Genomic DNA, 20,525 nt, shown 5'->3' with positions numbered 1-20,525 from the left:
AGTGAAAAAATAGTGTCTTTGGACGGGCGTTATTTGGAACGGTTCAAACAGCGTTTCAGCATGATGTGGTTATACTGCTCGGCGTATTCCTGTGCCGCCTGCAACAGCGTTAGATGCAGGTCGCTGACCACCGCGTCGGTAGATCCCTCAAGATAGCGGATGCCGCATACCGATTTCGCCTTTGACGAGGACTCCACCGGCACCCCCGGCAGGGTCGGGTTGCGGGTCGCCATCGCTATCAGTCTGAGGTCTCCACGTTTGATCGCCGTATCCGCGTCTGTTGCAGCATCGGCATTTTTCAGCCAGGCGAGGGAGGTGACGGCATCTCGTTCTTCCGGTGACATCTGGGAAACATCTATCTCCTGACAGCCAAAAAGTCCAAACAGCAAAATCGACAAGAGTGTTATCTGTTTCACTCAGGATCCTCATTTCTAAATGGGAGAGCCGATCTCTCCAGCCCCCATACTACTGCCCCGGCGATGGCGCCGTAAAGGTGCGCATCGACGATCACGCTGCCCTGGGTCAGTGAGACACTGCCCGGCAGCGGTCCCTGTAGTTGTTCCCACAAGAGCTTGGCTGCCAGTAGCGCCAACATGATCACGGAAGACTGGGGAGATGTCAGCGCTCTGTCCAGCAGCGCCAGTGCCAGCAGGCCATGCAGTACGCCGGAGAATCCGACGTACCAGCCTACATGCGGGCTGAAGAGCAGAAGCCCCAGTGAGGTTCCCAATGCGAGCAGCAGCAGCCGCAGCGTCAATCTGCGGTTCGCCAGGAAGAAAAGTTCCAGGATGAGCCAGAAGGCCAATAGATTGAGTAGCAGATGGGGCCACCCCAAGTGCACGAGGTGGGCGCTGAAAAGGCGCCAGACTTCACCATTCTCGATGGCGCTGTTTTCGTAACGCAGCATCTGTTGCCAGCTATCGGGCAGCAGCAGGATCAGGAGACAGAGCGAGTAAAGCAGGAGCGGGGTGAGCCTGCCTTGTTTCAGCATGCGCCGCAAACCGGGCAGTGCGGGTCAGCCTTGAGCTTGAGACTGCGCCACTGCATATGCAGCGCGTCCAGAATCAGCAGCCGCCCGTCGAGTGTCGATCCGGAGCCGGTGAGGCACTTGATGGCCTCCGTGGCCTGGATGCTGCCGATGATGCCGACCACCGGCGCGAGTACGCCGTTGGCGGTACAGGTGTCCTCCACCTGGCCGTTTTCGGGGTAGAGGCAGCGGTAGCAAGGGCTGCCGGGTTTACCGGGAAAGACGCTGACCTGTCCCTCCATACGGATAGCTGCGCCGGATACCAGGGGGGTGCTGTTCTCGTGGCAGGCGGCATTGATGGCGAAGCGGGTGGCGAAGTTGTCGCAGGCGTCGACCACGAGGTCTGCACGCCGGACCTGAGCGGAGAGCTCATCCCCTTCAAGCTGATGTCCCAGGCACTCGATTTCGATATCGGGATTGAGTGCGGCAAGCGCCTGCCTTGCAGACTCAACCTTTGGTGTGCCGATACGGTCGGTGGTGTGGATGATCTGGCGTTGCAGGTTGCTCAGGTCGACCTGATCGAAATCGACAAGCGTCAGCCGCCCGACCCCCGCGGCTGCAAGATACATCGCCACCGGCGCGCCCAGTCCACCAAGACCGATGAGCAGCACACTGGCATCGAGTAGCCGTTGCTGTCCCTCGATACCGATGGAGGGCAGCATGATCTGGCGGCTATAGCGCAGCAGTTGTTCGTCGTTCATTGGAGTGGGAATCCCGTCAGGTCTGACAGGCAACCATAATGAATTAGAGATATTTACGCCAGTGCTCGGGGCGGTGATCCCGGCAATGGTGGTCGATGCTCTGATAGCGTTTGGCGAAGATGTTGCGGGTGCAGTTGGGATTGCCCTTGGTGCAACCTCGAACGGCGCGCTGGTTCTCCTCGGTGTAGTAGTGCAGCGCGCGCATCAGCCGGTACAACAGGCGGTTGTCGATGTGCAGCCCCATACTGATCAGGCCCACCTCGATCTGCTCCAGGGTGATATCCATGATGTGATAGGTCACCTGCAGATGACGGGCGTCGACGGGATCCACCCGCATTACGCCTTCCACATCAGCAAGCAGCAGCGCTGCGGTCTGAGCCTGATTCGGATCCGGGTGAAGCTCAACGAAGTGAATACTCCGATGTTTGATGAATTCGTGACCATCGATATCCATAGACGACAATCCTAGCTAATGTAGGGGAATTTTCAAGTGGCAGAACCCATGGAATTGTCTGTTCTGCGTTAAATTCGGGATTTTCAGGCAGATGTTGCCTGGCGTCCGTCTGGAAACACTGTTTCTACCACAAAGCGCACGAAGCACACGAGAAAACTTATTGCTAATCAAGTTCTTGCCTTGGTGCTCTTCGTGTTCTTTGTGGTTGGATATGGGTTTCCAGATGGAAACTGCTTATTGTGGCAGTCGGCCCTCTGTGATCCTTTCGTGTCCGGCCAGATCGCGATGGGATTGAACCTCTGTCAGTCCGGCTTCCCGCAACAGTACCCGCACGGCGGCTGCCTGGTCAAAACCGTGTTCCAGCAGCAGCCAGCCGCCGGGTTGCAGATAGCCGCGGGCTGCAGAGACGATCTCGCGGATATCGTTCAGTCCGTCGGGTCCGGCGGCCAGCGCCTCTCTGGGTTCGCTGGAGAGATCGCCCTGGGCGAGGTGTGGGTCATCATTGGGGATATAGGGCGGGTTGCTCAGGATGAGTCTGAAGCGGTCGTGGTCAGGCAGTGCTTCAAGCCAACTGCCCAAGTGGAAGTGCACGTTATTGAACCCCAGCTTTTCACCATTTTTGCGGGCAACGGCAAGGGCTGCGGACGAGCGGTCGGTGGCGTGGATCTCGCAGTCGGGACGTTCGCTGGCAATTGCCAGGGCGATCGCACCGCTGCCGGTGCCCAGATCGGCAATACAGCAATGACTCTTCTGCGGCATGTGGGTCAGCGCCAGTTCAACCAGCAGTTCTGTGTCGGGCCGTGGGATCAGTGTGTCCGGTGTGACCTCCAACTCCAGGGACCAGAACTCCCGCCGTCCGGTGATATAGGCGATGGGTTCACCCCTGCGGCGTCTTTGAAGCAGTGCCTGATAGGCCTGATACTGGGCGCTGTCGAGCATTTTTTCAGGCCACGCGTAGAGATGACTGCGGGGTTTGCCGAGCAGATGGCAGAGCAGAACCGCAGCTTCCAGTTGGGGAGAGCCATCAGGTTGCGCGCCGAGGGTGGACGCCGCCTCTTCCAGGGCTTGTTTGAGGGTTATCTGCATCGCAATAGTTGGACAGGGTAGGCCCGATCAAGCGCAGCGGATCGGGCAATCCAGGGCCAAACAAAAGCCTGCGCCGCCGGTTCCGCTGCGCTTGAAGCGGCCTACAGCCTATCCACCACCCATCGCCGCCAGCGCCTCGGCCTGATGTTCCCGCAGCAGCGGATCCACCACCTGGTCGAGCGCCCCGGCCATCACTTCATCCAGTTTGTAGAGGGTCAGGTTGATGCGGTGGTCCGTGAGCCGGTTCTGAGGGAAATTGTAGGTGCGGATGCGCTCGGAGCGGTCGCCACTGCCGACCTGCAGTTTACGGGCGCTGGCCTGCTCGCTGGCGGCGGCATCCTGAACTTGGGAGAGCAGTTTTGCCGATAGCAGAGACAGGGCGCGGGCCTTGTTCTTGTGCTGTGAGCGTTCATCCTGGCACTCCACCACGATGCCCGAGGGAAGATGGGTGATACGCACGGCCGAGTCGGTCTTGTTGATGTGCTGGCCCCCGGCCCCCGAGGCGCGGTAGGTGTCGATGCGCAGATCGCCGTTGTTGATCTCCACCTCGTCGATCGCCTCCGCCTCCGACAGGATGGCGACGGTACAGGCGGAGGTGTGGACCCGCCCTTGGGATTCGGTTTCAGGCACCCGCTGTACCCGGTGTGCGCCGGATTCAAATTTCAGCCGGGAGTAGACCGCATTGCCGCTGATGCGGCAGATGATCTCCTTGAAGCCGCCATGTTCGCCTTGGCTCTCGCTGATTGTCTCCACCTGCCAGCGTCGTGTCTCGGCGTAGCGAAGATACATGCGGTGCAGATCGCCCGCAAACAGTGCCGCTTCGGCACCGCCGGTTCCGGCTCGGATCTCCAGAAAGATGTTGCGCTCATCGTTTGGGTCAGCCGGTATCAGTAGCAGTTGCAGTTCGGGTTCCAGTGCGTCGCGGGTCTCTCCTGCGCTCTCCATCTCTTCCTGGGCCAGTTCTGCCATTTCGGGGTCGCTCAGCATCTCCCGGGCGATTTCAATCTCCGCTTCGGCCGTGGTGTAGCTGCGATAGGTTTCGACCACGGGCTCCAGCCGGGCATACTCCCGGCTCAGATCGCGGAACAGATTCTGCTTGCCTTGAGTATCCGGTTCGGCCAGTAGTGCGGTGATCTCTTCGAAGCGCTCGTCGATCTGATCCAGCTTGCCGCGCAGTGAAGACTTCATGATGTGCTGTCGAACTGCTTTAGTTGAAACAGGGTGTTGGCGGCCTCGAGCAACTCGGTCTGGCCGTCGAAACCGGCCTGGCGTAGCTGGGAGCTGGGTGTGTGGAGCAGTTTGTTGGTGAGGGTTCTGGCCAGGAACTGTAGCGCCTCTTCCGGTGTTTTTCCCTTGTTGAGCTGTTGCAGCGCCTTTTTCAGTACCTCGTCCCGCAGCAGTTCCGCCTGGCTGCGGTAGTCCTGGATCAGCTCAACCGCGTCGAGGGAGCGCAGCCAGCCAATAAATTCGTCCACATGGAGTTCGATGATCTCTTCCGCCTGCTCGGCCGCTTCCTGGCGGGAGCGCATATTCTCCTGAATGACCTCTTCCAGATCATCGACCGTGTAGAGGTAGATGTCGCTCAGGTCTGAGACTTCGGGTTCGATATCACGGGGCACCGCGATGTCCACCATAAAGATGGGTCTGTGCTTGCGCTCCTTGAGCGCACTCTCTACGGTGCCTTTGCCCAGCACCGGCAGAGGGCTGGCGGTTGAGGAGATGACGATGTCCGCCTCCGCCAGATGCCCACTGAGTTCGGTCAGTGCGATGGCATAGCCTTCAAACTGGGCCGCCAGATTGTGCGCCTTCTCCACTGTCCGATTGGCGACGATCATGTGGCCGATGCCGTTCTGGTGCAGGTGCCGGGCGGCGAGTTCAATGGTTTCGCCGGCGCCGATGAGCAGGGCGGTCTGCTCCGAAAGATCGCTGAAGATCTGTTTTGCCAGACTGACGGCTGCAAAGGCGACTGAGACCGGGCTGTTGCCGATGGCAGTGTCGGTACGGATCTGTTTGGCCACCGAGAAGGCGTGCTGGAACAGACGGCAGAGCAGTTTGCGGGTGGTGCCGGATGCGTTCGCGGTCTGGAAGGCGGCTTTTACCTGCCCCAGAATTTGCGGTTCGCCGAGTACCAGGGAGTCGAGTCCACAAGAGACCCGCAGCAGATGTTGTACGGCGGCATCACCCAGATGGCTGTAGAGGTAGGGGCTGACCCGTCCCTGCTCCAGACCGTGAAAATCGCTGATCCAGTCCGCCACGGAGGTCTCTGCATCATCGTCGATGGTGCAGTAGAGCTCGGTGCGGTTACAGGTCGAAAGGATTACTGCCTCGTCCACCGCAGGATGCTCGCTCAGGTTGCGCAGGGCGCCGACGATGATGTCGGGTCCGAAGGCGAGCCGTTCCCGGATCTCCACCGGAGCGGTCTTATGGTTGAGTCCCAGAGCGAGTATCGTCATTGAGTTGAACAGGTCTTAAATAAAGGGCCAATGCGAAATTTTGTTATATCAAGGGGTTAAATTCAAGTTTGTCTTGCAGAAAAAGCTTTTTCGAGGCTTTTGGCAGAGGTGCGAGAGTGATTAAAGTAACAATATTCAGTGAAAATATGGGAATTTGGTGCTTGTCGGTGCAACATTTGGTTCAAGTTTGGTAGCATGCCGACCGATATCTGACGGTAAGCGAAATGACAGGCATGGTCCCCTGCGGGGCTGCCGGTGCCGAATAAATGGATAAATGGAGTCTTAGGTAGATGAAAGTCACGATCTTTGGGAGTGGATATGTCGGTTTGGTGACCGGAGCCTGTCTGGCAGAGGTGGGTAACGATGTCGTGTGCGTGGATGTGGATCCCGCCAAGATCGATCTGCTCAACAGTGGCGGCATTCCGATCTATGAGCCTGGACTCGAGGCCATGGTGCAGCGCAACCGGGAGGCGGGGCGCCTTACCTTTACACTGGATCCGAAGAAGGGCGTTGAACACGGTCTGTTCCAGTTTATCGCCGTTGGCACGCCGCCGGACGAGGACGGTTCCGCCGACCTGCAGTACGTCACCGCTGTGGCGCACAGCATCGCCGAACACATGACCGAGTACCGGGTGATCATCGATAAATCCACCGTACCCGTGGGAACCGGCGACAAGGTGGCCGCCGTAGTGCGCGCGACACAGGCGGAACGGGGTGTGGAGGTCGAGTTCGATGTGGTCTCCAACCCGGAATTTCTCAAAGAGGGTGCGGCGATCGATGACTTCATGCGCCCCGACCGTATCGTGGTGGGTACCGATAACCCCCGTACCGGTGAACTGTTGCGCGCGCTCTATGCGCCCTTCAATCGCAATCACGAACGGGTGATGGTGATGGACATCCGCTCTGCGGAGTTGACCAAGTACGCGGCAAATGCGCTCTTGGCCACCAAGATCAGCTTTATGAATGAACTCTCCAATATCGCCGATGCCCTGGGTGCGGATATCGAGCATGTGCGGGTGGGTATAGGTTCCGATCCGCGTATCGGCTATCAGTTCATCTACCCAGGTTGCGGTTATGGCGGCTCCTGCTTCCCCAAGGATGTTCAGGCGCTGGAGAAGACCGCGCTCAGCGTCGGTTACACACCGCGTATTCTGAATGCGGTGGAGGCGACTAACCATGCCCAGAAGCGCGTCGTGTTCGATAAGGTCAACAGCTACTTTGACGGGAACCTCAAGGGCAAAACCTTTGCGCTCTGGGGATTGGCGTTCAAGCCCAATACTGACGACATGCGTGCGGCCTCCAGCCGGGTGATGATGGAGTTGCTCTGGGATGCCGGCGCGAAAGTGCAGGCCTTCGACCCGGTGGCAGTCGAGGAGTCGCAGCGCATCTACGGGGAGCGTGACGACCTTGTCTATGCGGAGGACGCCATGGGTGCGCTCGAAGGCGCCGATGCCCTGGTGATCATGACGGAGTGGACCCAGTTTCGCAGTCCCGATTTCGACACCGTCAAATCGATGCTGAAGAGCCCTGTCATCTTCGATGGCCGCAACCTGTTCGAGCCGGAGACCGTCACTCAGGCGGGGTTGAGCTATCTGGCCATAGGCCGTCCGCCGGCTCATCCGGCTGACTGACTTTTTGGCGCTGACCTGGCTGAAAACGGCCTGCAGTCGGAAGATTGCAGGCCGTTTTGTATGCTGCGCACCATTTAGTTTTGCGTGACCTCAACGTGGTTGCTGGTGCCCGATTGATCGATGGTCATGGTGTTGCCGATGCCGGACTGGGTGAGTGCAGCAGAGAGCCCTCCACCATTCTGGGTCAGTGACATGATCCCGCTATCGCCGGTTTGGGTTAGGATGTTTTCGCCAACCAAGGCGCCCCAGCCGTTGTTGATATCAGTGACCATCAGATTCAGATTGCCGGATTGTGAAATTGAATAATGAAAGATGGAATCCAGTGTCCCCAATATGGAGTTTTCCGTGCCTGACTGGTTGAGAGCGATAACGGCATCCCCATCAAGCAGCAGGTCGATAAGGTTGGATACACCAGTTTGGTTGACAGTGGTCCACGTCATCCTATCATCCTGAACAAGGATGGTGTTTAACTCTCCGCTTTGATCCAGTGTGATCCGGCTGAAATAGAAGTTTTGGGTGGTCTCCACATGATTCGACTCACCCACCTGATGGAAGTAGACTTCGTTACTGTCATCGCAACATCCATGGTTTGTCAGTACAGCAGAGTTACCTGTGCCGAACTGGCCTCTCCCGCTGTTCATCGCGTAAACATAGAATCTTTCACTATCAACGGCCTCAAATTGCAGATTACTGCCCTCCTGTCTTAGATAGAACTGCGAATGCTCGTTGGAAAAATTTATGTTGGCGGTAACATTTGTGCTATTGATCTGAAGCAGGTCAAGGGGAACCCAATCCTGGTAGCCCGGCTGAGTCCCCTGGATGATCGTTGCCACTGCCTGACTGCTGTCTTGCTGAACAATCCTGGCGTCGCCCCCCCATTGATCGATGGCCACCATATTGTGATCGCCGTTCTGAGTGATGCTGACACTGGCGGTTCCCCACGACGGGTTCTGAGTGACGGTAATGAGATTATCGTTACCCGATTGATCCAGATTTGCCGTGTTGTTATCCGCAAATCCAGCAGTCGAAAACAACAACGCTGTGCTTAATGTCAATGTGATGATGCCGATTTTCATGATGTCTTCCTCCTGTCTGTTAGGCGCTTTGGCGTTGCGATCTGAAGATAAGAGCAACATTTCCATCGCTCACGCATCGCCCACTCTTTAGTAGATCTCTAATAAAAGTCTGGACCAGGCAAGGGAACTTCGCATCAGTAGAAAGTAGGAAAGAGCGTGATAATTCGGCAGTTTTTCCTCATACAAAAGTATGAGTTGGCCCTTGAGGCGGGTATTAGGGCTACAGTGGAAGTGCGTGGCGGAAAAAAGGATGAGAATTCCTGCATTTCTCTTTCTCCCCCGGTGCAATGGCGTAGAATGATCCGCCATGAAAATCCACCTCATCTCTGTCGGAAACCGTATGCCGCGCTGGGTGACCGAAGGGTATGAGGAGTATGCCCGGCGCATGCCTGCGGAGTGTGGGCTGAAGCTGGTGGAGATAAATCCGGGTCATCGCGGGAAAAATGCGGATATCCAGCGCACCCTGCGTGATGAGGGTGCGCGGATGTTGAAGGCGATTCCGAAGGGTTGTCAGGTATTGGCGCTCGATGTGCAGGGCAGTAGTTGGAGTACGGAGAAACTGTCCAAAAAGCTGGGCGACTGGATGGGGGACGGCCGGGATCTGGCGCTGTTGGTGGGTGGTCCCGAGGGGCTGGCGCCTGACTGTCTGGCACGGGCAGAGGAGCGCTGGTCGCTCTCGCCCCTGACCATGCCGCATCCGCTGGTGCGGGTGGTTGTGGCAGAGCAGATCTATCGGGCCTGGAGCCTGCTGCGCAACCACCCCTATCATCGGGCCTGAGAAAGTGACTGAACCGGTCGTCCTTCTTGCCTCCCGTTCACCCAGGCGCGCTGAACTGCTGGCGCAGATTGGGGTCTCTTATTCAGTAGTGGATATCGAAGTGGATGAGACGCCCCGTGATCAGGAGAGTCCTGAGGCGTATGTATTGCGTCTGGCGGTTGAGAAGGCGCAAGCGGGTCGTGGACTATGGACGGAGTCTTCCCGGCTGCCAGTGCTCGCAGCAGATACCGCAGTGGTTGTGGATGAACGGATTTTGGGTAAACCGCGGGATCGGCAGGATTCATTGGAGATGATGGCGCTGCTCTCCGGGCGCACCCATCATGTCTATACCGGCGTGGCACTGGCCGGGAATCGTACAGATGCCGGAATAAGCCGGAGCGAAGTCGTTTTCCGGCAGATCTCCCCGCAGGAGGCGGCAGCCTATTGGGCCAGTGGTGAGCCTCGGGATAAGGCGGGCGGTTACGGCATTCAGGGATTGGGTGCCATGTTTGTTTGCGAACTGCACGGCAGCTATTCCGGGGTGATGGGACTACCCTTGTATGAGACGGCGGATTTGTTGCGGGATGCCGGTATTGAGTTGTTGGCGCCACGATAAAATGACAGAGAAAAAAAGAATCCATGAGTGAAGAGATCCTGATTAATGTCACCCCGCCCGAGACCCGGGTCGCAGTGGTTGAAAACGGTGTCGTACAGGAGATTGTCATCGAACGGAGCGGCAATCGAGGTCTGGTGGGGAATATCTACCGGGGCAAGGTCTGCCGGGTGCTGCCTGGCATGCAGGCAGCTTTTGTGGACGTGGGGCTGGGACGGGCCGCCTTTCTGCACGCCTCGGATATCGGTTCCCTCAGCCCGAATGGTGAGGAGCGCAGCGACAATATCAGTGAACTCCTGCGAGAGGGGCAGATGATTACCGTGCAGGTGTTCAAAGACCCGCTGGGGACCAAGGGCGCGCGTCTGACCACCAATATATCCATTCCTTCGCGCTATCTCGTTTTCATGCCCGGGCTTGGCAATGTGGGCATCTCGCAGAAGATCGAGGATGAGGATGAGCGTCAGCGCCTGCGGGATCTGCTGAGCAGCTTTCTGGAGCAGTCTGAAATCGGTGGCGGTTATATCGCCCGGACCGCAGCGGAAGGGGTGCCGAATGAACCGATGAGGACCGATATGCATTTTCTGGCGCGCCTGTGGGAATCGATCCAGGAGCGCAGCAGGAACAATGGCAGGATTGAACTGGTACACGAAGATCTGCCATTGGCGTTACGTGCCTTGAGGGATCTGGTGGGACCGGATGTGGAGAGGGTGCGGGTCGACTCCCGCTCCACCCACCAGCGCGCTATCGAGTTTGCCCAGCGTTATATCCCTGAGATCAAGAAATGCATCGAATACTATCCCGGTGAGCGTCCGATTTTCGATCTCTACGGGGTGGAGGATGAGATTCAGAAATCCCTCGAGCGTAAGGTTCAACTCAAGTCCGGCGGCCACCTGGTGATCGATCAGACCGAGGCGATGACTACCATCGACGTGAATACCGGGGCCTTTGTCGGACATCGCAATCTGGAAGAGACCATCTTCAAAACCAACCTCGAGGCCGCGCAGGCGATCTGCCGTCATCTGAAACTGCGTAATCTGGGCGGCATCATCATTATCGATTTTATCGACATGAGCGTTGTGGAGCATCGGCGCCAAGTGCTGCGTGCGCTGGAGAAGTGCCTGGCCAAGGATCATGCGCGCACCCATATATCCGAAGTCTCTTCTCTGGGGCTGGTGGAGATGACCCGCAAAAGAATTCGTGAGTCCCTGGAACATATACTCTGTGAAACCTGTCCCTGTTGTGGTGGCCGGGGGACGCTGAAGACTGCCGAGACGACCTGCTACGAGATTTTTCGTGAGATTTTGCGTGAAGCCCGTCAGTTCGATGTCGAGTCGCTGCTGGTACTCGCCTCACAGGAGGTGATCGACCGTTTGCTGGACGAGGAGGCCACGAATCTTGCCGAACTCGAACAGTTCATCAAACGTCCCATCCGCCTGCAGGCGGAGTTGCTCTATAGCCAGGAGTACTATGACGTGGTGCTGATCTGACGCCGAAGCACAACGCGAAACACTATCTTTTATGTGGCACCTCACCAAATCGCTGGCTGCAAGACTGCACCGCCTGACCAACAGGGCGATCATCATTATCGCAGTGTTGATCACTGCGGTGCGGCTGCTGCTTCCCATGATGGACCTGGATGAATACCGGGAGATGATCGCGGAGCTTATCAGCGAGACGGCGGGAATGCCGATCCATATTGGGCGCCTGAATGCCGACCTGCATGGGGTACACCTGGCGCTTGTATTGCACGATGTGACCTTGAAGGATCCCGAGACGGGCGGTGTCAAACTTCATCTGCGCAAGGCGCATGTCGATATCGAAATTTTTCACAGCCTCTGGGATGGCTCCCTGCGGTTGGGGGCGGGAGAGCTGCATGGGACGCAGCTGTTGCTCTTGCGCCGCCAGGATGGTTCGGTCTCTCTGGAGGGATTTGAGAGCCAGCACCAGGAGGGAGGCTCCTCCATCGCCTCACTCTTCCTTCGCCGCAGTCGGCTGCGATTGGTCGATAGTGAAATCTATTGGCGGGATGAGGGCGACAAAGGGCCGCCGTTGCGATTGTTCAACGTGGATATCACGCTGCAGAACGACGGCAGCCATCACCAGATAACTGCGAATGCGAGCATAGATGGTACCGGCTCGGGGCGTTTTAGACTGCAGGCAGATCTGCGGGAGCGGGGCGGGGATAAACCCGACTGGTTTGGGCAGATCTACCTGAAAGCCGAAGGGTTGGCGCTACAGAACCTGTTGTCCAGTCGCCTGCCCAGTCCCTTCAAACTGGACTCAGGAGCGCTCGATTTGGAGCTATGGGTCGATCTTGGCAAGGGGCGATTGGCGCGACTGCAGGGTGGGCTGAGTCTGCAGAATCTGCGACTCAGGGATGAAGAGGCCGCCAGAGAACTGAGCATCGAAAACCTCAGTACCCGCTTCGACTGGTCGTGGCGTGAAGGGGGGGGGCGCCTCGACCTGCATCAGCTGGTATTGCTGGACAGGAATCAGCTCTGGCCGCCGGGACGTGTCAGTGTTGAATGGAGCAGCGCAGCAGACGGCTTGGCTCAGCTGGGTGTCGGCGCTGATTACCTGTCGTTGCAGCGGCTGGTTCAGTTATTCGCCTTGACCCCTTTTGCCGGGAGCGACGAGGGAAAGGCGATTTTGACGCTCGCACCCAAGGGGCATCTGACAAGTTTTCGACTGGCGCTGGAGCTGCCGCCGGAAGCGGAGCCTCGCTGGCGGGTCAGTGGGCGGCTGACACGATTTGAGAATCGCCCCTGGCAGGCGATTCCCGGCCTGGAAGGGCTCAGAATCGACTTTAATGGCGACCAGGATGGTGGTTCGCTATTGCTGGATTCGGATGCATTTACCGCCGAATTCCCCAGACTGTTTCGTGATCCCTTGAGCGCCGACCACCTTCAAGGGTATTTCGACTGGTGGTGGACTCCAGGTCAGGAGGTGCGGCTGAGTACGCAAGACTTGTACGTCTCAAACTCCCATGTAAGTACCCTGAGCCGGCTGGATCTCCGTGTGCCGGTGGATGGTTCAACGCCAGTCACCGATATCCAGACCGATTTCTGGGAGGGCGATGGTGCCCACAAGAGCCGCTACCTTCCCGTTGGCGTGATGCCGGCTCCCCTGGTGGATTGGCTCGATAGGTCGCTGGTTTCCGGACATGTAACAGCTGGTTCATTTCTCCTCTATGGACCCTTGTCGTCATTTCCGTTCGAGCAGCAGGATGGACGCTTTGAGGTGGTGTTCGGCGTCGAAGAGATGGTGCTGGACTATATGTCGGACTGGCCCCGGATAGAGGAGGGGGTGGCGGAGGTCCACTTTATCAACAACAGCCTGGATATCACTGTATTCGACGGTCTGTTGCTGGAGAGCCGTGTCAAACGTGCGCAGGCAAAAATCCGCAATCTCTCCGGCGCCTCCCCGGTAGAGATCAAGGGAGAGATGCGCGGAGATTTCAGCGATGCGCTGCGCATCCTTGGCGAGACCCCGTTACGGGAACAGTTTGGCCGCTTTGTTTCGCTCATGGAGGGGCATGGCGAGAGTGACGTTGTGATCGATTTCAATGTGCCGCTAGCGGACAAAGATCACTTCCGCCTCGATGGCAGTGTGGTTTGGCGGGATGCAGGGCTGAAGATTGCCTCCTGGGATGTCACCCTCGAAGGATTGCAGGGCCGCCTGGATTTTGATCATCGGAGTATCCGGGCCGAAGCACTCACGGCAACCATGTTGGGAGAGCCGGTACAGATTGCACTGGCGACCCGTGAGCAGGACGGAGAAACATGGACGTCGATCACAACGGTCGGCGCGATCTCTGTTGCCGACCTGGATCGCCGCTATCCCGGTCAGGGATTGGGAGGGCTTGCCGGCAAGGTCAAAGGCACCATGCAACTCGATGTCGCCCATGATGGGGGGGCTGAGGCGCCGCTTCGGCTGCGGGTGACATCGGATCTGCGGGGGGTGTCGATTCCGCTCCCCCCTCCGCTGGGAAAAACTGCCGATGCCGCCCGCGACTTCGAGTTGAAGATCGATTTTCTCCAGGACGACCGGCAAGAGGTCTATCTGGCCTATGCCGGGCTGTTCAGCGCATTGTTGCAGCAATCGAGCCAGGGTTTTGAACGGGGTGATCTTCTGTTTGGTGGCGGCGCACTTGCACTTCCCAAATACGAAGGCTTCAGGCTACGTGGCGCGTTGGATGCACTGGATGCGGATGCCTGGTTGCGTTGGGCGGAGAGTCTGGAACCTGAGGGAGTGGGTGAGGACCCGCTGCTCAAGTCACTGGACCTCACGGTTGAACAGATGCAGCTGGCGGGAAATGCGTGTCCGAATGCCAGGATAACGGCGACCCCGCTTTTTGGTGGTTGGCGATTGACCCTCGATTCCGACACGGTAAAGGGCACGCTCTTGATCCCGCAAGCAGGGAAGAATCTGCCGTTGCGTGGAGAGTTCGAGCGCGTGGTGCTGGAGATGGAGGCCACCCACTCCGCGGCGACAGCCAGCGAAAACAGATTGGAGATCGATCCCCGCAATCTGCCGCCTCTGGAACTCTCCATCGAGTCGTTGGAGGTCAATGGCCAACCCTTGGGGAGAGCGCTATTGCGTTGGGATCATGTGTCTCGCGGCGTCAGGATCAGTCAGCTCTCCCTGAAGGGTGATGCGCTCAGTCTCGAAGGTAGTGGCTACTGGTACCGCATAGGGTCTGAGGACAGTACGGCGCTAGAGCTGCGGGGCCATTTGAAGAGTCTGGGGGAGGTGTTGCGTGATCTTGGGTTCAAAACCGCCGTGCAGAAGGCCGCTGTGGATGCGGAGATCGATCTGAACTGGCCGGAGAGTCCCATGAATTTCTCTTTGGACCGGTTGAACGGTTATCTCTCCCTGAATATTGGAGAGGGCGCGGTGCCGGATGTGGGGCTCGGTGTCGGAAAGGTAATCTCTCTCTTCAGCCTCAATACGCTGAGCAAACGTCTCTCATCGGATTTTAGCGGTGTTTTCAGCAAAGGGCTCTATTTTGACAGTATCACAGGCACATTCGATCTGCGGGATGGCAACGCCCATACCGATAATTTCATCCTAAAGGGACCGGAGGCAACAATCGAGATGCACGGACGCACTGGCCTCGGAGCTCAGGACTACGAGCAGACGGTAAAAGTGATACCCAGGCTCTCTGCCAGTCTGCCGCTGGTGGGCGCACTGGCGATCAACCCAACGGTCGGGGTGGCGCTTATCTTTGCGCAGCAACTGTTTGGAAGTAAAATGGATCGCATTGCCCAGGTCGAGTACAAGGTAACGGGCAGTTGGGACAATCCCACGATGCAGCGGATTCCGCGCACATTGGCTGCCGATGGATCGGGGGAAGAGGGCGCTGCGCCAAAAGAGGGCTTGGAGCAGTTCGAGCAGTAGCCAGGGGTCTGGGCCGTAGATCCCTAGCTCAATTACTGTTATTGATGCTATTCTGCACCTCTTTTTTCAAGGGTAGGCAGGTATGCTGCTCGTTTGCAGTTAAAGGGAAAAGATGTCGGAAGAGAAGACAAAAGTCGCAGCCATCCAGATGGCAACCAGTCCTAACGTCAGTGCCAATCTGCTGGAGGCGGAGCGGCATATCAGCGAGGCGGCCGAAAGTGGCGCCGAATTGGTCGTGCTACCGGAAAATTTCGCCTTCATGGGCGAGCACGACCGGGATATGTGTACGCTGTGTGAAGATGAGGGCGACGGCCCCCTGCAGAACTTCATTGCCCAGATGTCGCGCCGCTATGGTGTCTGGCTCGTTGGGGGGACCATCCCCATGCGGGCGGTTGATGGCGCGAAGGTGAAATCGGCTGCACTGGTCTATGATGATCAGGGTAAACAGGCGGCTCGTTACGACAAGATTCATCTGTTCGATGTGCATCTGGTGGAAGCGGATGAACGTTACATTGAGTCCAATACCATTGAGCCGGGTGAGCAGGCGGTGGTGATCGACAGCCCTTTCGGGCGTCTCGGTGTGGCGGTCTGCTACGATCTGCGCTTTCCCGAACTTTTCCGCAAGATGCTCGACATGGGGGCGGAGGTCTTTGTGGTGCCCTCTGCTTTCACTGCAATCACCGGCAAGGCGCACTGGGAGACGCTGGTACGCGCTCGCGCTATTGAAAATCTGGCCTTCGTGGTGGCGGCAGCGCAGGGTGGCTATCATGTCAATGGACGCGAAACTCACGGCCACAGCATGATCGTCGACCCTTGGGGAAGTGTCCTGGCACAGGTGCCCAGGGGAACCGGTTTTGTCAGCTGCGAGTTGGATCGGGAGTACCAACGAACCATTCGCCGCACCTTTCCCACCATCGACCATCGTCGGGTAAAACTCGATTGATAGTGTCGTTGTGCAAAGAAACTCTGACAGTCATTCCGCTGTGCTCAAAATGACAACGCTTCAGAGACGCCTTAATCACTCACTTTTAATGACCAGTCCCGGGCCTTTCGGGATTGGCTGAGTCGCTATGCCCGATCTGATACAAATTGCCCGTGAAACCCTGCTCGCCCCAACCGGTTTGGGAGAGTCCGATCTGGACCGGATGCTGGGAGAACTCGTTGGAGGCGGTATCGACGCCGCTGATATCTATTTCCAGTCCAGTCGGCTGGAGTCCTGGGTGCTGGAAGACGGCATCGTCAAGGAGGGCTCTTACAGCATTGAACAGGGTGCCGGAATTCGCGCCATCAGTGGGGAGAAGACCGGATTTGCCTATTCGGATGAGTTACATCTCGCCCCCCTGATCGATGCCGCCCGTGCAGCCCGCGCCATCGCGCGCAGTGGTGGCGACGGAACGGTGAAAGTGGCGGGGCTGACACCGGTCCGCCAACTCTACCAGCCGATCAACCCATTGCTCAGCCTCACTGAATCGGAAAAGGTGGAACTGCTGCGGCGGGTGGATGCGGAGGCGCGCAAACAGGACAGCCGCGTGAAGCAGGTTATCGTCAGTCTGGTGGGCGCCCATGATGTAATGATGGTCGCGGCAACGGACGGCACCCTGAGTGCGGATGTCCGGCCCCTGGTGCGGCTGAACGTCCAGGTCATCGTCGAACAGGGTGAGCGGCGGGAACAAGGCAGCAGCGGAGGCGGCGCCAGAGACAGTTTTCAGTTTCTGCTCGATGAGGAGCGGGCGCTGGGTTTTGCCCGTGAGGCGGTGCGCCAGGCACTGGTCAATCTGGAGGCTGTGGCTGCACCGGCAGGCACCATGCCGGTGGTGCTGGGTCCCGGCTGGCCCGGCATTCTGCTGCATGAGGCGGTTGGGCATGGACTCGAAGGGGACTTTAATCGTAAGGGCACTTCTGCTTTTAGCGGGCGTATCGGCGAGAAGGTGGCGTCATCCTGCTGCACGGTGGTTGATAACGGAACCCTGCCGGGTCGCCGCGGCTCACTCAGCGTGGATGATGAGGGGACCGAGAGCCAGAACACAGTGCTGATCGAGGATGGCGTCCTCAAGGGGTACCTGCAGGACAAACACAATGCACGTTTGATGGGCGTCGAGTCCACCGGCAACGGGCGGCGTGAATCCTATGCCCATCTGCCGTTGCCGCGTATGACCAACACCTACATGCTGTCCGGCAGTTACGACCCGCAAGAGATCATCGCCTCAGTGGACAAAGGGATATATGCCGTCAATTTTGGGGGTGGTCAGGTGGATATCACCTCCGGTCGCTTTGTCTTCTCCGCCAACGAGGCCTACCTGATCGAGAACGGCAAGATCACTGCGCCGGTAAAGGGGGCGACACTGATCGGCAACGGCCCTGAAGCCATGATGCAGATCAGCATGGTGGGCAACGACCTGGCGTTTGACCAGGGCGTCGGCGTCTGCGGCAAGGAGGGGCAGAGTGTGCCGGTGGGCGTTGGGCAGCCGACCCTGCGCATCGATGAACTGACCGTCGGCGGCACCGGGGCCTGAGCAAAATGTAGGCCCGATCAAGCGTAGCGGATCGGGCGCTCCCGGTTTGACACTGCATGTGGAATTGCCGGTTCCGCTACGCTTGAACCTGCCTACCTTTATTGCCTTGGAATCGTAGGATGTGCTGAGCGTAGCGATGCGCATCTGTCGCGATTGATGCGGTTCGTTTTACTCACCGCATCCTACACGTTACCTCAGTGTTCACCATGCGCTGAATAGATACAGAGAGACTATGAACGATATAAAAGAACGCCAGGCGCGGTTGCAACAGCTGGTTGCCGACATACTGCAGGAGGCGAAAGTTCAGGGCGCCAGCGCGGCAGAGGCTGGGGTGAGCAGTAACGCCGGACTCTCCCTGAACGTGCGGTTGGGCGAGCCGGAAACCATTGAGCACACCCGGGACAGCGGTCTTGGCGTGACGGTCTATTTCGGGCAGCGCAAAGGTTCCGCCAGCACCTCAGACCTGAGTCCCGAGGCGGTGCGGGAGTCGGTGCGGGCGGCCTGCAATTTCGCCCGCTATACATCGGAAGATGATTGCTCTGGTCTGGCGGACGCGGATCTGATGGCGACTGACCTGCCGGATCTTGATCTCTATCATCCCTGGGAGCTGAGTGTCGATGAGGCCATCGAACTGGCTCAGACCTGCGAAGCGGTGGCGCGTGATCAGGATTCGCGCATCGTCAATTCCGAAGGCGCCAGCATCGACAGCCATGCCGGGCTGCATGTCTACGGCAACAGCCACGGCTTCATCAGCGGCTACCCCTCCTCCCGCCACAGCATAAGCTGTGCAGTGGTGGGACAGGATGGTGACAGCATGCAGCGGGACTACTGGTACAGCCAGTCGCGCCGTCATGAAGATCTGGAAACACCTGAGGCGGTGGGGCGGATGGCGGCAGAGCGGACGGTATCCCGTCTGGGTGCGCGTCGGATCGCCACCGGTGAGGCGCCGGTACTGTTCCAGGCCGATGTGGCGGTTGGATTGCTGCGCAGTTTCCTTGGTGCGATCCGTGGGTCGGCGCTCTATCGCAAGGCCAGTTTTCTGCTGGACCATCTGCATCAGCGCGTCTTTCCGGAATTTGTCAGAATTCACGAGATGCCTTATCTGCCCCGCGGCTTGGGCAGCGCCACCTTCGACAGCGAAGGTGTGGCGACCCGTGAGCAGGATTTTGTCAGCAACGGTATCCTGTGCAGTTATCTGCTGGATAGTTACGCCGCACGTAAGATGGGCATGCAGACCACCGGCAATGCCGGCGGTGTACATAACCTGCGCACTACCAGCGGGAGCCTGGATCGCCAGGGGCTGCTGAAAAAGATGGGCCGTGGTTTGTTGGTGACCGAGCTGATGGGACAGGGTGTCAACACGGTAACCGGCGACTACTCTCGTGGTGCCGCCGGTTTTTGGGTGGAGGGTGGAGAGATCCAGTATCCGGTGGAGGAGATCACCATTGCCGGCAACTTGAAGGAGATGATGCTGGGACTCCAGGAGATTGGTTGCGATGTGGAGACCCGTACCAGCGTACAAACCGGTTCCTGGCTGATCGACCACATGATGATTGCGGGTCAGTAGGCGGGTGCCATGATGGCGGCGTTTTTTACAAACTGTGTCAGTTTGCACTGACAATCGGCAAACGAATCGTAAACCGGGTGCCCTTGCCGACCTCACTCTGAACATCGATCGATCCCCGGTGTTTCTGGATGATCTCGTAGCTTAGATAGAGTCCGAGGCCGGTGCCCTGCCCCACCGGTTTGGTGGTGAAGAAGGGGTCGAACAGGGATTGGAGATGCTTGGATTCTATGCCGCTACCCGTGTCGGCAATCTCGATGATGATCTCGTCGCCGACCTGTTGGGTGCGGATGTCGATCTCGCCATGTTCCTCGATGGCATGGGCGGCGTTCACCAGCAGATTGGTGAAGACCTGGTTGAGCTGGTTCAGGTTACAGGAGGTTTTCGGTAGCGCGCCGAGGGACTTGTGAACCTCGGCCTTGTATTTCAGTTCGTTCCAGACCACCTTGAGCGTGGTCTCGATGCCCGCATTGATATCGGCCTCCGCCATTTCGCCATCATCGGCCCGGCTAAAGGCATTCATGCCCTGCACAATGGACTTGACCCGCTCCGTGCCTTCCCGGGTATCGGATACCAGGCCTGGAATATCTTCGAGTATGAAGTCGATATCCGCCTCTGCCCGTAGTGCGCTTATCTGTTCGAGTAACAACTGCACTTTTTGAGTGCCTGTCTCGCCGACGGCTTGCCCCAGGTCTTTGTAGTTATCCAGCAGGGTGCCGATGGTGTCGAGATATTCGCTGAGTGTGGACAGGTTGCTGTGGATGAAGCCAACCGGGTTATTGATTTCATGAGCGACGCCTGCGGCAAGCTGACCGATTGAGGCCATTTTTTCCGATTGCAGCAACTGCTGGAAGGTCTCTTCCAACCGCAGATTGCTCTCGTGCAGTTGTTTTGTTCGTTGTTGCACCATGTGCTCGAGGTGCAGTTCCCGTCGCGCCAGCATGATCTGGCTATGTACACGCGCCAAGATCTCTTCTCTGTTGAAGGGTTTGGTGAGGTAGTCGACCGCCCCCAATTGCAGGGTGTGAGAGATGGTCTTGCTATCCATCAGGGCGGAGAGCACGATCACCGGCGGATAGCGCCTCTCGGGGTGGGCCTTCATCTCTTCGAGCACTTCGAAGCCAGACATGTCCGGCATCATCAGGTCCAGCAATACCAGATCGACGGGTTCGGATTCGAGCAGTTCGAAGCACTGCATGCCACTCTCAGCTTCGAGGATGGTGTACTGTCTGCGCAGGCTGGCGTTTGCG

At 58.0% G+C, this 20,525-nt stretch carries 17 protein-coding genes; 8 read left to right on the top strand and 9 right to left on the bottom strand.

What is annotated here, in order from left to right; translation table 11 throughout:
* Positions 1 to 29: 29 nt before the first annotated feature.
* From G9Q73_RS16730 to hemA, 7 genes are all read right to left on the bottom strand, one after another.
* Positions 30 to 416, bottom strand: coding sequence for a glutamyl-tRNA amidotransferase (locus G9Q73_RS16730; protein WP_177420791.1), 387 nt, complete (start codon positions 414 to 416; stop codon positions 30 to 32).
* A complete protein-coding gene (rrtA, locus tag G9Q73_RS16725) occupies positions 413 to 991 on the bottom strand; it encodes a rhombosortase (RefSeq protein WP_177420790.1) in 579 nt (192 codons plus the stop codon). Before rrtA ends, G9Q73_RS16730 begins: the two co-directional genes overlap by 4 nt.
* A complete protein-coding gene (locus G9Q73_RS16720) occupies positions 985 to 1,728 on the bottom strand; it encodes a HesA/MoeB/ThiF family protein (protein ID WP_177420789.1) in 744 nt (247 codons plus the stop codon). Before G9Q73_RS16720 ends, rrtA begins: the two co-directional genes overlap by 7 nt.
* Before the next feature lie 43 nt (positions 1,729 to 1,771).
* Positions 1,772 to 2,182 carry a hypothetical protein gene (locus G9Q73_RS16715; protein WP_177420788.1) on the bottom strand — a complete coding sequence of 137 codons (411 nt, stop codon included), beginning with the start codon at positions 2,180 to 2,182 and terminating at the stop codon, positions 1,772 to 1,774.
* A gap of 234 nt (positions 2,183 to 2,416) precedes the next feature.
* On the bottom strand, positions 2,417 to 3,268 hold the full coding sequence (gene prmC, locus G9Q73_RS16710) for a peptide chain release factor N(5)-glutamine methyltransferase (RefSeq protein WP_177420787.1): 852 nt from the start codon (positions 3,266 to 3,268) through the stop codon (positions 2,417 to 2,419).
* A gap of 108 nt (positions 3,269 to 3,376) precedes the next feature.
* Positions 3,377 to 4,456 carry a peptide chain release factor 1 gene (gene prfA / locus G9Q73_RS16705; RefSeq protein WP_177420786.1) on the bottom strand — a complete coding sequence of 360 codons (1,080 nt, stop codon included), beginning with the start codon at positions 4,454 to 4,456 and terminating at the stop codon, positions 3,377 to 3,379.
* Positions 4,453 to 5,721 carry a glutamyl-tRNA reductase gene (gene hemA, locus G9Q73_RS16700; protein WP_177420785.1) on the bottom strand — a complete coding sequence of 423 codons (1,269 nt, stop codon included), beginning with the start codon at positions 5,719 to 5,721 and terminating at the stop codon, positions 4,453 to 4,455. The genes prfA and hemA overlap by 4 nt, the downstream gene beginning before the upstream one ends.
* Before the next feature lie 290 nt (positions 5,722 to 6,011).
* Between hemA and G9Q73_RS16695 the strand changes: the two genes are divergently transcribed.
* Complete coding sequence (locus G9Q73_RS16695) at positions 6,012 to 7,352, top strand: UDP-glucose dehydrogenase family protein (protein WP_177420784.1); 1,341 nt, start codon at positions 6,012 to 6,014, stop codon at positions 7,350 to 7,352.
* 74 nt (positions 7,353 to 7,426) lie between these two features.
* Here the strand turns inward: G9Q73_RS16695 and G9Q73_RS16690 are convergent, their stop codons facing one another.
* Positions 7,427 to 8,428 (bottom strand): hypothetical protein, encoded by a 1,002-nt coding sequence (locus tag G9Q73_RS16690; RefSeq protein WP_177420783.1) that lies wholly within the window; start codon positions 8,426 to 8,428, stop codon positions 7,427 to 7,429.
* Between the two features lie 307 nt (positions 8,429 to 8,735).
* On the opposite strand from G9Q73_RS16690, the gene rlmH reads away from it, so the two are divergent.
* The 7 genes from rlmH (at position 8,736) to pmbA (ending at position 19,278) form a co-directional block, all read left to right on the top strand.
* Positions 8,736 to 9,206 carry a 23S rRNA (pseudouridine(1915)-N(3))-methyltransferase RlmH gene (gene rlmH, locus G9Q73_RS16685; RefSeq protein ID WP_177420782.1) on the top strand — a complete coding sequence of 157 codons (471 nt, stop codon included), beginning with the start codon at positions 8,736 to 8,738 and terminating at the stop codon, positions 9,204 to 9,206.
* 4 nt (positions 9,207 to 9,210) lie between these two features.
* Complete coding sequence (locus tag G9Q73_RS16680; protein ID WP_177420781.1) at positions 9,211 to 9,801, top strand: Maf family protein; 591 nt, start codon at positions 9,211 to 9,213, stop codon at positions 9,799 to 9,801.
* 23 nt (positions 9,802 to 9,824) lie between these two features.
* Positions 9,825 to 11,285 carry a ribonuclease G gene (gene rng, locus G9Q73_RS16675; protein WP_177420780.1) on the top strand — a complete coding sequence of 487 codons (1,461 nt, stop codon included), beginning with the start codon at positions 9,825 to 9,827 and terminating at the stop codon, positions 11,283 to 11,285.
* Between the two features lie 31 nt (positions 11,286 to 11,316).
* Positions 11,317 to 15,198, top strand: a complete 3,882-nt coding sequence (locus G9Q73_RS16670) for a YhdP family protein (RefSeq protein ID WP_177420779.1) — start codon at positions 11,317 to 11,319, stop codon at positions 15,196 to 15,198.
* A gap of 112 nt (positions 15,199 to 15,310) precedes the next feature.
* The gene (locus tag G9Q73_RS16665) at positions 15,311 to 16,141 is read left to right on the top strand and encodes a carbon-nitrogen hydrolase family protein (RefSeq protein WP_177420778.1); all 831 of its coding nucleotides are present in this window, start codon (positions 15,311 to 15,313) and stop codon (positions 16,139 to 16,141) included.
* Positions 16,142 to 16,268: 127 nt separating this feature from the next.
* Positions 16,269 to 17,711, top strand: coding sequence for a metalloprotease TldD (gene tldD, locus G9Q73_RS16660; RefSeq protein ID WP_177420777.1), 1,443 nt, complete (start codon positions 16,269 to 16,271; stop codon positions 17,709 to 17,711).
* A 232-nt stretch (positions 17,712 to 17,943) separates the two neighbouring features.
* Complete coding sequence (pmbA, locus tag G9Q73_RS16655; protein WP_177420776.1) at positions 17,944 to 19,278, top strand: metalloprotease PmbA; 1,335 nt, start codon at positions 17,944 to 17,946, stop codon at positions 19,276 to 19,278.
* Positions 19,279 to 19,315: 37 nt separating this feature from the next.
* Here pmbA and G9Q73_RS16650 read toward each other — a convergent pair.
* Positions 19,316 to 20,525, bottom strand: a 1,210-nt coding sequence (locus tag G9Q73_RS16650; RefSeq protein WP_177420775.1) for a sensor histidine kinase, incomplete at its 5' end; no start/stop codon positions are given.

The sequence above is a fragment of the endosymbiont of Lamellibrachia barhami genome (genome assembly GCF_011947365.2).
Taxonomy (GTDB): Bacteria; Pseudomonadota; Gammaproteobacteria; order Chromatiales; family Chromatiaceae; genus QGON01.
Note: the sequence above shows the minus strand (reverse complement) of the source record. Positions and strands in the feature narration are given on the sequence as shown.

Bases quoted from the DNA above. Each gene is read 5' to 3' on its own strand.
- rrtA (WP_177420790.1), bottom strand. From the start codon at position 991: ATGCTGAAACAAGGCAGGCTCACCCCGCTCCTGCTTTACTCGCTCTGT.
- G9Q73_RS16720 (WP_177420789.1), bottom strand. From the start codon at position 1,728: ATGAACGACGAACAACTGCTGCGCTATAGCCGCCAGATCATGCTGCCC.
- G9Q73_RS16715 (WP_177420788.1), bottom strand. From the start codon at position 2,182: ATGGATATCGATGGTCACGAATTCATCAAACATCGGAGTATTCACTTC.
- prmC (WP_177420787.1), bottom strand. From the start codon at position 3,268: ATGCAGATAACCCTCAAACAAGCCCTGGAAGAGGCGGCGTCCACCCTC.
- prfA (WP_177420786.1), bottom strand. From the start codon at position 4,456: ATGAAGTCTTCACTGCGCGGCAAGCTGGATCAGATCGACGAGCGCTTC.
- hemA (WP_177420785.1), bottom strand. From the start codon at position 5,721: ATGACGATACTCGCTCTGGGACTCAACCATAAGACCGCTCCGGTGGAG.
- G9Q73_RS16695 (WP_177420784.1), top strand. From the start codon at position 6,012: ATGAAAGTCACGATCTTTGGGAGTGGATATGTCGGTTTGGTGACCGGA.
- G9Q73_RS16690 (WP_177420783.1), bottom strand. From the start codon at position 8,428: ATGAAAATCGGCATCATCACATTGACATTAAGCACAGCGTTGTTGTTT.
- rlmH (WP_177420782.1), top strand. From the start codon at position 8,736: ATGAAAATCCACCTCATCTCTGTCGGAAACCGTATGCCGCGCTGGGTG.
- rng (WP_177420780.1), top strand. From the start codon at position 9,825: ATGAGTGAAGAGATCCTGATTAATGTCACCCCGCCCGAGACCCGGGTC.
- G9Q73_RS16670 (WP_177420779.1), top strand. From the start codon at position 11,317: ATGTGGCACCTCACCAAATCGCTGGCTGCAAGACTGCACCGCCTGACC.
- G9Q73_RS16665 (WP_177420778.1), top strand. From the start codon at position 15,311: ATGTCGGAAGAGAAGACAAAAGTCGCAGCCATCCAGATGGCAACCAGT.
- tldD (WP_177420777.1), top strand. From the start codon at position 16,269: ATGCCCGATCTGATACAAATTGCCCGTGAAACCCTGCTCGCCCCAACC.
- pmbA (WP_177420776.1), top strand. From the start codon at position 17,944: ATGAACGATATAAAAGAACGCCAGGCGCGGTTGCAACAGCTGGTTGCC.